An 11665-nucleotide genomic window follows, 5' to 3' on the forward strand; every position below is an offset into this window, starting at 1 on the left:
AACTATCAATGTTCGCTGGATATATAAAATATATTAAAATTATCAGTTCGATATATTTTATATATAAGGTGTAAATTCATTGGAAAGTCGTCAACTTCGTCACTTTGTCGCGGTGGCAGAACATGGCAGCTTTACTGCCGCTGCAAAAGCACTACATATTGCTCAGCCGGCATTGAGCATTTCGATTAAAAAGTTCGAACAGCAGTTGGAGGTTGAACTGTTTCGTCGAGAGGATCGTCAAATTGCGTTGACCAATGAAGGGGTGACCTTATTTGAACATGCTAAACGAATTCTGCAGCAGTTAGACGATGCGCAACTTGCGGTGGACGAGCTTAAAGGACTGGAAAAAGGAGAGGTTAAATTAGGTGCACCCAGTATGATGGGATCTTATTTTTTTCCCGAAGTTCTGATGGCATTTAAGAGCCATTACCCAAACCTCAAGTTGACGCTCATTGATGCGGGAACACGTTCTATTCGGCAAATGCTGCTCGATGGTGAGCTTGATCTCGGGGTTATCGTCAGTGAAGATGTGATCGATGAACTTGAAACCGACCATCTACTCGAGGCCGAAATGGTGGCGGTAGTTGGGAAGCAGCACTCCCTTGCGGAGAAAAGCGTGATGGATTTTCAAACCTTTTTCGAACAAGAACTTGTTATGTTTAAGCCTGGCTATTTTCACCGTGAGTTCATTGAATCAAAAGCGAAAAAACACGGCTACAAAATGGATTTCTCATTTGAAACCAATTTGCTACCTATGATTTTAAGCATTGTTAAGCACGAATTTGCGATTACCTCGTTATTAACCTTGGTCACCGATAACGAACCGGAAGTGAAAGGCATCTCATTTGAGCAACCTGTCACATTCAACTTGGTATTGGCGTGGCGCAAGGATGGTTACTTATCAAAAGCAGATCAGACGTTTATCGAGTTTGTAAAACGCTATGTTTAAGATGTCTATTTTCCGCGATAAAGCTTATCGAAACTGGCAGGATTCCACCCAATCATAATTCGGTCACCGACTTTTAACACTGGCAGCGATCGTGCGCCAATCGCATCGAGCTCTTTACGACCACGCTGCATTTTGGCGTTACATAAACGATACTGAATCCCTTTACTGTCGAGATAGCGCTGCGCATCTTTACAATGAGCACACTTGTCTTTGATGTATAAAACCACGCGTTTCTTCTGCATTACGTCTGTTTTTTCCTATCTTATTGATTAATATTCACTTTATGGTTTATTGCTTTTAATTTAATACCGTTTGAAACCGACTAAAACCGAGGGTTTCTGACGAGTGTCGCCACTTTGTCGCCTCAATTTTCTAGCGGGTTTAGCTCTATAGCCTGGACTAAATGTTCGGGTGCGAAGTGGGCGTAAGTCATGGTTTGTTCAATGTTCTGGTGGCCAAGAATTCGCTGCAGAACCAGTATGTCTCCACCATTCATCATAAAATGGCTTGCGAACGTATGGCGAAGTATGTGGGTCGCTTGTCCGCTGGGGATCGCTTTTGGTAATGCCCGTTTCACACACTCCCACGCTGTATAGTATCGAACATTAAATACGATATGTTCGGACACCGCGTTTTCGATAATCTCGCGATGTAGATTCTTCGATATCGGTATACTGCGGTTCTTTTTACCTTTGGTGTCGGTAAAGGTCAATTTACAATTTGATATTTGGCTGTGCTTAAGTGCCAAAGCTTCACCAATACGAGCACCCGTTGCTAAACAAATCTTGCAGGCTATCAAAATCTGAGCTGCTTTTGGGCTGATATCGGTTCGAACAGCATCTAAAAACGGTGGTATAGCTTCTTTGCGTAAAAAGGCCATTTCTCGTTCTGATGTTTTAATCAACTCAATATCTTTGACAGGATTTTCTTGTTTCCATTCACCAATTTTGATCAGCCTGTTGAATAGGGACTTAAAAGTTTTGAGTTCAATATTATGAGTCGTCGCTGATACGGCGAGATCCTGTCGCGTTGGTTGAAGTCGAACGCGATTGGCGCGGTAGTTCAAATAGTCTGAAGCAGTCAGTTGGCTAGCGATCGGATTCCCAAGCATCTCAATGGTTTTGTTGAGTACTCGGTAACTTCTATGCCCAGTTTTTACTGTTTTCCCATGCATGAGCCACCAAGTGTCAAGGAGATCGCTTAAGCGGCGGTGATCGGTTTTTTCACCAAGCCAAGGTTTATCATGAACCTCGCGCATGATGAATTGCTCATAGGCCGTCGCTTCACCTTTGGTCGCAAAACGTTTACGAACGCGTTTACCTGTCCGCCCCTGAGGATAACACTCACAAAGCCATGGTTTTTTAGAGCTATCTTTTAAGTTTCGTATAGACATAGTAGAATATTTTATCTGTATATATATACAGTTTAATTCGTAGTAAAACGTTGAACAATGTTTATTATTGGTTTGGCTGCATGTGTGGCTTGATTTGTAATCTCTTAAGTGTGTGAGGGAATGGTAATTTATGATTAAGTCGGTAAAATGTGCCAGCTAATTTTTTTATGAGTGGTTCAAATGACAGTTAAAGCCATAGACTTATTTGCTGGCGCTGGTGGTTTTACACTTGCTGCACTTAGTGCAGGAGTTGATGTACTTGCGGCTATCGAATTTGATGAGCTTGCTGCTCGTACCTATAACGAAAACTTCATCAATAAGCGAAAACTAGATGTTGATTTAAGAGCAGGCCCAGAAGAAGGCGATATTAATAATGTCGAACCTTCAGAACTTAGAAAATCACTTGATATAGAACAAGGTGCTCTAGATCTCATTCTAGGAGGACCGCCATGTCAGGGATTTTCTACGCACCGAATAAAGAACGCTGGGGTTAATGATCCACGTAATGCGCTTTTATTAAGATATTTTGAGTTTGTAAATGAATTCAAACCAAAAGCATTCCTAGTGGAGAATGTGGCCGGACTCTTGTGGAAGCGTCATAAGGACTTTTTGAATAAATTTCTTTCACTAGCTAAAAAAGCTGGATATGAAATCAAGTATTGCGACATTTTAAATGCCAAGGACTATGGTGTTCCACAGAGTAGAAAACGCGTGTTTATCTACGGTATAAGAAAAGATCTGGATTCTAAGGGGATTACTTTTCCACCGAAGCCTACTCATTTCTCATTAGCTTCTGGAAAGCAGCCGACTTGGTTACCTGCGTCTTCTGTTTTTGAAAAACTCCCTTCGCATCTTTATCAAGTCTATTGGGATGAGTTTTTCAGCAAAGACAAAAAGTACGACAGAGAAAAGGTTTTTGAGTTACTTAGGTCGCTTCCATATGGAGAGGGTTTTAGAAAAGATGATTCTTGTAATATACACATGGAACCGACTTCTGTGATGAAAGAACGTTTTGCTGATACTCCACTTAACGGTAGTAGGGAGGATGCAGGAGAAAAGCATAGGCTAAAATGCCACTCGAATGGATACAAAGGCCATAAAGATGTCTATGGTCGCGTTTTAATTCACTTGCCAAGTAACACAATTACTACTGGATGTAATAATCCATCGAAAGGTCGTTTTGTTCACCCGTGGAAAAACCATGGAATGACCCTGCGCCATGCAGCAAGATTACAATCCTTCCCTGATTGGTTCGATTTTTATGGAAGTTCGACACAAAAGGCTCGGCAAATAGGTAATGCAGTTCCTCCAATGCTTGGAAAAATACTTATTAGTGACATATGCAGTAGATTGAAATGAATAAAGTGCCTACAATGTTAGGCACTTTTTTTTCAAATTTCAGTTTGTTAGGAATTATGAATGTCTAAGTCAGTTCCTTTCGTCACTAGGGCGAGAACTCTTGATCATCTTGGGCGAGAACAGATAGCAGATTGTCCAACAGCCATCTCTGAGTTGTGGAAAAACGCTTTTGATGCATATGCGAGGAACGTTTCTCTGCACATTATATCTGGTCGCTCGACTGTCGCTGCAATTGTTGATGATGGTCATGGTATGAACCAAGAAGAGTTCATCAATAAATGGTTAGTTGTTGGTACAGAGTCTAAGAAAACCAATACCGTAATCGATCCGGATGATAGAAATGGCCTAGATGAAAGACCAAAGCAAGGTCAAAAGGGTATAGGTAGACTGTCTTGTGCGATTATGGGCTCACTTCTTTTAATCGTTTCCAAGCGAAGAACAGACAAATTTGTTGCGTCTTTGGTTGACTGGCGGCTATTTGAAAACCCATATTTATATTTGCATGATATCCAGATTCCAGTAGAAGAATTTGATAGTCCAACTGAACTGCAAAGCGTACTACCAGGTATGTATGCGCAGTTATCCAGCAACTTATACGGTGATAATGAAGATAAAAACCGTACACAAAGAATTATTGAAGCTTGGGAAGCATTCTCTAAATTAGAAACTGACGAGCAAGAGAGTTCAGATCAGCTCGATCTACAATTTGAATATGAACAAGATGTCACGACTACTTATTCTCAAATTGCATACACATTAGAGAATGAGGTGTTCACCATTGAGCACTTTGAAAAATGGGATGTATGGAAAGGTTTAAACGATAGGGGGACCGCCCTATTTATATCTGAAGTTAATGATGATATTGAAGCTCAGCTATTGGACAATTCAACAGATAGTACGATAGTTCAAGCAAAGAGTAAGTTCTCTGAAACACTATCAAATTTTTCTGAATTGTTGGTTTCTAAAAACAAAACAATTTTCGATACCTATGAAGAGCTGGAAAGTATGGAGCCTTCTTTGAGGGAATTTTCCAGCAATGAATTTAATCATAAGGTATTGTTATGGAAGGATAGGGATAAGGATATTCTTATCGCATCTTCTCGTGAATTCTCATCTTTGGATTTTGATAAATGCGAACATCTACTCTCAGGGTATGTCAGTCATGACGGTGTATTTCGCGGTAAAATCAAGGCATTTGGGGAGCTTCGTGGTGATATAGAGATCTTACCCAATATAGCCATACCCAAACATGCTCGCAGTCGCGTGGGTGGCTTTTACATTACAGTTGCAAGTTATGAAAACTTAGAAAAAAACACAACATTAGATGGCCAAACATGGGCCTATCTTAATGAGGTTTCAGATAATTATTCTGGTTTCCTAGTATATAGAGATACACTACGTGTAATGCCATATGGTAGAGATGATAATGATTTCTTTGAAATAGAAGCAAGGCGTTCTAGAAATGCTGGTAAATATCATTATTCTAACCGAAATATATTTGGTCGCGTTGTAATATCAGGAGATGAAAATAAGAACTTAAGAGACAAGGCTGGGCGTGAAGGATTTATTGATAACAAAGCGGCTAAAGTTTTTAGAGATATTGTGAATAATATATTAGTTTCTACGTCAAATAGATATATTGGCCGTGAATCTGAACTTAGAAAAACATTACAACCCATACTTAATGCTGAGTTTGATGAAAGAAAAGCAAAGATAGAAAGAGATAAAAAAAAGAAGCTAGATCAAAAGCGGTTTATTAAGACTCTAATTTCCAATTACCCCAAGATTAATGAGTTACATGACGAAGTTAATGAATTTGTCACTAATTTTTTAAAATTGGAAGGTAAATATAGCTCTGAAGATTTAGAGTGTTTTTCAGAAAATATATCTGATTTCAAAATAGTCTTGAATAAACTAAAATTTTCAGGTGTACCAAACAGGCTAGGCGATAGTGAGAAAACTTACAGAGAGTTTAGAGATAAGTTTGTGGAAGTATCTCAGTGGCTTAATAATACACAACAATCAATAGATAGGCTTCAAGAAGATTTAAGCCCTAAATCTACGGTAGAGCTAATTGAGAACAGAATAAACTCAATTGTTAAATCCTATAGAAGAAATATCAATAGTCATATAAATTTCATTAGAAGTGAGTTTACATCAGAAATTGACCGTCTTACTAGGGTAACAAGTGGCCACCTTAGCGGAATTGAGTCTGATCTAAATAAGATTCGACATGAAGTTACTAATGATGCAATTAGTCTGCAACAAGGTTTCTCTGACGCGGAGAGGCGGTTTGATGAGTATAAGCTAGAAGTAGATACGATCTTCAGTGCATATTCGATTGCAATAGATAATTTAAAAAATGATATCGATTTGAATGCAATAGCTTCATATGATATGAACGAATTTGAGCAGTTGCAAAACGAAGTTATACGTTTAAATAGCCTTGCTCAACTTGGCATTACTGTAGAGATAATCAGCCATGAGCTGTCACACTTAGACTTAGCTATGTTTGATCGAATGGATTACCTTATTAATAATGATATGATGAGCAAGGAAGTTATTGCTATTAAGGAAACTTATGAAGGTATTTCTAGCAAATTTAAGTTTTTAGCTCCATTGCGCCTCTCAGGCACTAGGATAAAGGAAAAAATAACTGGTCATGATATAGAGCAATACTTGGATGAGTTTTTTAAAGGGTTGTTGAGTGATAGCAAAGTATCAATAGAGTTTAGTGAATCATTTAGGGCTATTACCTTAAGGGAAGAAAAGTCTAGAATTTTTCCTGTGTTTGTAAACCTAATTAATAACTCACGTTATTGGGTCTGTCAGAAATCAGATAACTTACGACAAATCTTAGTTGATTTTGTCGATGGTAAGGTCGTGATCTCAGATGATGGCCCTGGAGTAGATGTGGATGATGTTAAGAACCTATTCACAATATTTTTTACAAAGAAAGCTTCTGGAGGAAGAGGTATAGGTCTTTATTTGTGTAGAACAAATTTAACAGTAGGTGGCCACAAAATAGAATACATAACGGACAACGAAAAAAAGATCTTGCCTGGAGCAAATTTCGCAATTGATTTTAAAGGGTTAACTCATGGCTAATTTAGATAACTTGATTGAAGAGGTTTATATCAACCCCATACGTTCTGTATTAATAGTCGATGATGAGTTTGTCAGTTTAGATAAGATGATCGATTTCTCAGCTTCTCTTTATGAAGGTGATTCACCTGACACTGTTAAGTCTGAGTTAGATAACGAGTATCCCAATGGTTTGGATATGAGACGGGCACAAAACATGGTTTCGGCATTCCGTGATGAAAGAAGAAATTGGCTTTGTGATATTCATGATGGAAAAGATATTGTGTCAGGTGATACGGAAGAAAAAATAGCTAACCACTTGCACCAAAGCGATTTGCTTATTTTGGATTATAATCTGACCGCAGACCATACTGATGGGACTACAGCCCTATCTTTAATAAAAAAAATCTCTGAAAATACGCATTTCAATTTGATCGTGATATACACGAAAAGTTCTATAGTGGATACTTTTCATGAAGTTTTGTATAGCTTGACGAAAAAAGAACCATTATTGGATGAAAGACCCGATGCCATGATGATAATGGCTCTTGAGTTATGGAATGCCGAAGATTCTTCTATTGAAGATAGAATAAGTTCTTTATTTTCAAGTGTTAATTTTACTGAGGCAATAAATTGTTTTAAACGTAATTTAAAGATTAGCTCTTTGAGTTTCTATAGTCAGTTGGAAGAAATATTTCATGATAAACCAGACGATGTTCAATTAAGTATTGATGATTTGTTTTATTTAGGTCTTTATAGATCTTATGTCACTATAGGAGATAAACTTCTTGGTGAAGAACAGTTTTTTAACGAAGCATTTATTGATGGCGAAGTTAATTGGATTAAAAATAATCGTTTGTTTATAACTGTCGTCGATAAAAACGCTACAGAGCCTCAAAACCTACCAGACATGCTTTTACAAGCGCTATGCTCGTGGAATCCTAAACCATTACGATTACTAATGTCTAAGATTCGCACTGAATTAGATGGGCATGGTATTAGTTTTGAAGATGCTGCGTTATCTAATGATTATGTTCATGCCGGATGGTTGAGTGAGTTTGTAAGTGCAACTAGCGAAGAGTCTCGATGGGTAGCTAAGAAATCTATTCAGCAAGTGATGCTTTCACTTTCAGAGTCTTTGCAAAATAATATGATGAATTTTTCATCTGATTTGAAAGAGCAATTATCACAGTCGGCTATTCAAGATTTAGTTCGTAGTTATCACAAGCTAGATATCAATGACAATGATATAAAAATTAAGATGTCTAGTTACTTTAATGCTAATGCATGTAGCAAGGAGATTTCAGGAAATCAATTAAAAACAGGTCATGTAATAAATATTGGTAATGATTATTACCTTTGTTTAACTCCCGCTTGTGATCTAGTCCCATCGCAATCTAACGAATGGAAAAGAAAACTTGGTGACTTGATGCCAGTTAAATTGGTTCTTCTGCATAATGAGAGCAAAGTGTTTAATGGTTCCCCACACGCTCATAAGAAGCTCCTTCAGGATTTAAATTCTAATAACTATATTGTTCTTGATATCCAAGAAGAATTAAAAGGCTTTTCTTATATAGTTAATTCTAAGAGTAACCCTCAGTGGGAACAAGCATTTGTTGCGTCCAAAGGTGGGCTAGATTGGAGCGAAGAAAATACAGCGACGTTGACGTTAATTCGAATTGGGCTTGTTGGTGAGGAAGGTGAGGTGGGTACAAACTCTGACACTGGTGAAGTCACGTTGCCATATACATACAGCAAGGCAACAGTGGTTGGAGAGCTAAGATATGAGTATGCGATAAACTTGCTTCAAAAGTTTGGTATGTCTCAGTCTCGTGTTGGCCTAGATTTTGCTGAACTAAAACTTTAAAAATAGCGGCTATAAGCCGCTTTCTTTTTCTTTGATACGTTTTAGTAGCGTTGAAGCTTCGGCTTCACGACCTTTCCCAAAGTGCAGCATTCGATGGCAATTTGGGCAGATACCTGCGCAGTTTTCTACAGTGTCAGCACCGCCGTCTACGAGCGGCACAATATGATGAACCTCTAAGAATGGCCTATATTCTTCAGTCTCAAATGGTGCTTTTTGGTTACAGCACTCACACATACCGTTTGCACGGTTGAGAACCCAGGCTTTGACTTCCGGCGATCGAGCATAGCTTGTAGTGGTGGTTGTACTTGTTCTTGGTTTTGTATCACCTTTAGGCTTTTCTTGGTTTGGCTTTTTAGATGACTCTCTTACTTTAGCTTCAAACGACGCGGTACCTTCAAATGGTTTGTGTTCTATAGATGCAATAAGGCTCTCAATTAGTTCCACTTGTTGAGCAGTGATATTTCGTTTGGGTTTTAAGCCAGGGATCCATGCTCTTCCCGAAAGTTCGAACACGTAAGAAATGTTTTGCATTCGAAATTCGTAGGACTTGTGTCCTCGTTTATGACGTCTACTAAGCTCGCGGTATATTTGAGCTTTATTGAATTTTTCGCCTTTTCTGCTGAGTTCCAGTATTCTGAGATACTCGCGTACTGAGTCCTCCATTTCGGCATCGGACCAAGGGTTTCCATCCTTTAATCTAATCTCGAAGCCCAGGTTTTCAAATGTCGTAAAACAGGGGCTTTTCAAGCCAGCAGAGAAATGGTATGAGAGAACTTCAAATCCAAGCAGCTTAGTCATGGCTAAGCCAAAGATTGCTTTTGGTGGGTAAGGCTCTTCATCAACAATTAGGTCATAAGTTGAAGAATGAGAATACGTATTTACAGAGCTATTTTGTTTTAAGAATTGATTAGTAGCAGTAATTATATCGTCTCGCGTTAATGATTTAGCCAAACTTGTCAAACGAGAAATGGTTCCACTTTTATCAAAAGTTATGGCTTTATCCATTATTTCTGCTCTAACCCCACAGCTACGCGACCAATTACTTTTATATCTTCTTCTGATACTTCAACTGTAGATTTGCCAAACACGACTGCTAATTTGTTTGGTAAACGTTGAATGTGATTTATAGACAGTCGTCCATTCATATCAATCAAATACTCGCCGCTAACCGCATCATTCTGCTTTTTATCTATTAGAAAGCGTCCTTCATTGGTCTCAATTTCAATGGTATTGCTAGCATCTAGTTCCCAAGAATTGAAGATGCGTTGCGCGTATGGAATTTCCCCAGTTGGCAATAGTTGTCCATTTGAAAGACAGAAACTTTTAATCACTACTATGCCCAATTGGGGATTTTGCCCCTGTTGTTCTGGGGTAGATGAAATTACTGCTGATGACTTATTACTATCCCAAAAAGACTGGTGCAGATCAGCGAGTGGGTAATCCTTCGGGAGTATTAGTTCGTGAACAGGGATTCCTGTCCTCAAATGAATACGAACAACTAACTCATGTGAGTTTCTGTCGTGTGCATTCCATGTACTTATTGTTTGTCTACTTACATTAGTCGCGTCAGCGAGCTCTGCGAATGTAGACAAACCTAGAGCATCTTTCAAGGTTTGAGTAAATTCCTCACCTTTTAGGTACTCGAAAATTGATATTTTGTGTTGACTATCCATAAAAGTTGATCAATATTGTACTCGAAAATTGATTTCCTTGCTGAGCAAAGCCATAGGAAACCGATGAAGACAGACATAAAATCAAGGATATCACTATGTTAACTTACAAGATACCACCTCTAAGCCCCTATGTGACCTACGAAGAATACTCCCGTCTTACTGGCCTACCTATGGGCACCATCAAACAGTACGTGACAGAAGGTCGCGTCATCATCAAACCTAAAGATAAGCGCCGAGACAAGCCATTGATAAACATGGTTGCGATGCATGAATTAGCCGCCCGTGAAGCTATTGCTGTTTTGGGATAATTCATGTGCTTTTCCTCTCTTATACCGACTAAAAACTTACTGCCCACTTTGGCTTCATGTATTTGCGTGGGCAGTCATTTGCGTTCCTTCGTTTCTTTAAGGATTGTCAAACATGGACGAAAACAATGCCATGTACAGTTTACGTGAGCTCAAACAAAACGCGTTTGACGAAGCTTGCTGTGCATTTGCAACCAACCACAACATGTCTGAAGTCGCTCGAAAGATGGAAATGGGCGAGACGATGCTACGTAACAAACTAAACCCAGCTCAGCCGCACAAGTTGTATGCCATTGAGCTGGCATGGCTTTGTTATCACTCGGGTGACTACTCTATTCACAACGTTCTTTATAAGGACTTAGGAACGGTCACCGTTGCGCTACCGGAAAGCTCAGAAAAGAAGAACTTTATTGAGCGCACGTTAATGAACAGCGCTCTCGGTGGTGAGCTCTCTGGCGATGCAATGCAAATGTGCAGCGCAGAACGCTTACCTCGTTCAGTCAAAAATAAAACGTTAGCCAAGGCTCATGCCGCTCTGGGCAACCTCGTTTTAATGATTTCTGACCTTGAAAACCGCACCACCGGCGTGACCCCCATGCTTTCTATGGGAATGGACTTTGTCGTCAATGGTGCGCCGTTACCCGGCTTAGCTTAAGGAGTCACCATGAATAATCTAGCCATAGTTCAACCAGAAACCTTGCCGACAGCTCAAGAAAGCATTGCGGCTTGTAAATCGCTTTTCAACGGACGACATACTCGCGCCACGTTGAAGGGAATGTGGAACAAAATGCCGCCACGTTTTCGCGGAATGATTCTAATTGCTGGCGACCTTAAAGCGGCAGAACACGTTCGAGAGTTTGATAGCTTCACCGACTTGGAGCTCACCAAAATTCGTCGTGGTATGCAGTTAATAAAAGAAATGTCCGTCGAGTTTGATAGCAAACTGGGCGACGTTCGCCGCCTCAAGCATTACCAATTCAGTAATACCCATTAAACCTTGCCAACCTTTGCCCCTGTAACCGGGGCTTTTTTTCA

General features: G+C 39.4%; 11 protein-coding genes. 7 read left to right on the forward strand and 4 right to left on the reverse strand.

Translation table 11 applies throughout. The features are described 5' to 3' along the window. The first annotated feature begins 79 nt into the window (after positions 1–79). A complete protein-coding gene (locus M1D72_RS13930) occupies positions 80–949 on the forward strand; it encodes a LysR family transcriptional regulator (RefSeq protein WP_456297282.1) in 870 nt (289 codons plus the stop codon). A 5-nt stretch (positions 950–954) separates the two neighbouring features. On the opposite strand, the gene M1D72_RS13935 is transcribed toward M1D72_RS13930, so the two are convergent. Together M1D72_RS13935 and M1D72_RS13940 are read right to left on the reverse strand one after the other, a co-directional pair. Beyond that, positions 955–1191: a glutaredoxin family protein gene (locus M1D72_RS13935; RefSeq protein ID WP_390190108.1), complete on the reverse strand. Its 237-nt coding sequence runs from the start codon at positions 1189–1191 to the stop codon at positions 955–957. Positions 1192–1313: 122 nt separating this feature from the next. Beyond that, the gene (locus M1D72_RS13940; RefSeq protein ID WP_456297283.1) at positions 1314–2342 is read right to left on the reverse strand and encodes a phage integrase; all 1029 of its coding nucleotides are present in this window, start codon (positions 2340–2342) and stop codon (positions 1314–1316) included. A gap of 180 nt (positions 2343–2522) precedes the next feature. Here M1D72_RS13940 and M1D72_RS13945 point away from each other — a divergent pair, with 180 nt between their 5' ends. The 3 genes from M1D72_RS13945 to M1D72_RS13955 are packed head-to-tail and all read left to right on the forward strand — an operon-like array spanning position 2523 to position 8652. After that, positions 2523–3701, forward strand: coding sequence for a DNA cytosine methyltransferase (locus M1D72_RS13945; RefSeq protein WP_456297284.1), 1179 nt, complete (start codon positions 2523–2525; stop codon positions 3699–3701). A gap of 60 nt (positions 3702–3761) precedes the next feature. Continuing rightward, on the forward strand, positions 3762–6809 hold the full coding sequence (locus tag M1D72_RS13950) for an ATP-binding protein (RefSeq protein ID WP_456297285.1): 3048 nt from the start codon (positions 3762–3764) through the stop codon (positions 6807–6809). Next, complete coding sequence (locus M1D72_RS13955; RefSeq protein WP_456297286.1) at positions 6802–8652, forward strand: response regulator receiver domain; 1851 nt, start codon at positions 6802–6804, stop codon at positions 8650–8652. The genes M1D72_RS13950 and M1D72_RS13955 overlap by 8 nt, the downstream gene beginning before the upstream one ends. A gap of 9 nt (positions 8653–8661) precedes the next feature. Here M1D72_RS13955 and M1D72_RS13960 read toward each other — a convergent pair whose 3' ends face one another. After that, positions 8662–9657, reverse strand: a complete 996-nt coding sequence (locus tag M1D72_RS13960; protein ID WP_456297287.1) for an HNH endonuclease — start codon at positions 9655–9657, stop codon at positions 8662–8664. Next, a complete protein-coding gene (locus M1D72_RS13965; protein ID WP_456297288.1) occupies positions 9657–10325 on the reverse strand; it encodes a phage repressor protein CI in 669 nt (222 codons plus the stop codon). The genes M1D72_RS13960 and M1D72_RS13965 overlap by 1 nt, the downstream gene beginning before the upstream one ends. Positions 10326–10420: 95 nt before the next feature. On the opposite strand from M1D72_RS13965, the gene M1D72_RS13970 reads away from it, so the two are divergent. The 3 genes from M1D72_RS13970 to M1D72_RS13980 all read left to right on the forward strand — a co-directional run bounded on the left by M1D72_RS13970 (position 10421) and on the right by M1D72_RS13980 (position 11624). Further along, positions 10421–10633, forward strand: a complete 213-nt coding sequence (locus tag M1D72_RS13970; protein WP_390190103.1) for a hypothetical protein — start codon at positions 10421–10423, stop codon at positions 10631–10633. A gap of 112 nt (positions 10634–10745) precedes the next feature. Continuing rightward, the gene (locus tag M1D72_RS13975; RefSeq protein ID WP_456297289.1) at positions 10746–11285 is read left to right on the forward strand and encodes a phage regulatory CII family protein; all 540 of its coding nucleotides are present in this window, start codon (positions 10746–10748) and stop codon (positions 11283–11285) included. A gap of 9 nt (positions 11286–11294) precedes the next feature. Then, on the forward strand, positions 11295–11624 hold the full coding sequence (locus M1D72_RS13980; RefSeq protein ID WP_456297290.1) for a hypothetical protein: 330 nt from the start codon (positions 11295–11297) through the stop codon (positions 11622–11624). Positions 11625–11665 lie beyond the last annotated feature (41 nt).

The organism is Vibrio sp. AK197 (genome assembly GCF_053903115.1).

Excerpts from the sequence above, each read along its gene's own strand:
- M1D72_RS13935 (WP_390190108.1), bottom strand. The coding sequence starts at position 1,191 with ATGCAGAAGAAACGCGTGGTTTTATACATCAAAGACAAGTGTGCTCAT.
- M1D72_RS13940 (WP_456297283.1), bottom strand. The coding sequence starts at position 2,342 with ATGTCTATACGAAACTTAAAAGATAGCTCTAAAAAACCATGGCTTTGT.
- M1D72_RS13945 (WP_456297284.1), top strand. The coding sequence starts at position 2,523 with ATGACAGTTAAAGCCATAGACTTATTTGCTGGCGCTGGTGGTTTTACA.
- M1D72_RS13950 (WP_456297285.1), top strand. The coding sequence starts at position 3,762 with ATGTCTAAGTCAGTTCCTTTCGTCACTAGGGCGAGAACTCTTGATCAT.
- M1D72_RS13955 (WP_456297286.1), top strand. The coding sequence starts at position 6,802 with ATGGCTAATTTAGATAACTTGATTGAAGAGGTTTATATCAACCCCATA.
- M1D72_RS13960 (WP_456297287.1), bottom strand. The coding sequence starts at position 9,657 with ATGGATAAAGCCATAACTTTTGATAAAAGTGGAACCATTTCTCGTTTG.
- M1D72_RS13965 (WP_456297288.1), bottom strand. The coding sequence starts at position 10,325 with ATGGATAGTCAACACAAAATATCAATTTTCGAGTACCTAAAAGGTGAG.
- M1D72_RS13970 (WP_390190103.1), top strand. The coding sequence starts at position 10,421 with ATGTTAACTTACAAGATACCACCTCTAAGCCCCTATGTGACCTACGAA.
- M1D72_RS13975 (WP_456297289.1), top strand. The coding sequence starts at position 10,746 with ATGGACGAAAACAATGCCATGTACAGTTTACGTGAGCTCAAACAAAAC.
- M1D72_RS13980 (WP_456297290.1), top strand. The coding sequence starts at position 11,295 with ATGAATAATCTAGCCATAGTTCAACCAGAAACCTTGCCGACAGCTCAA.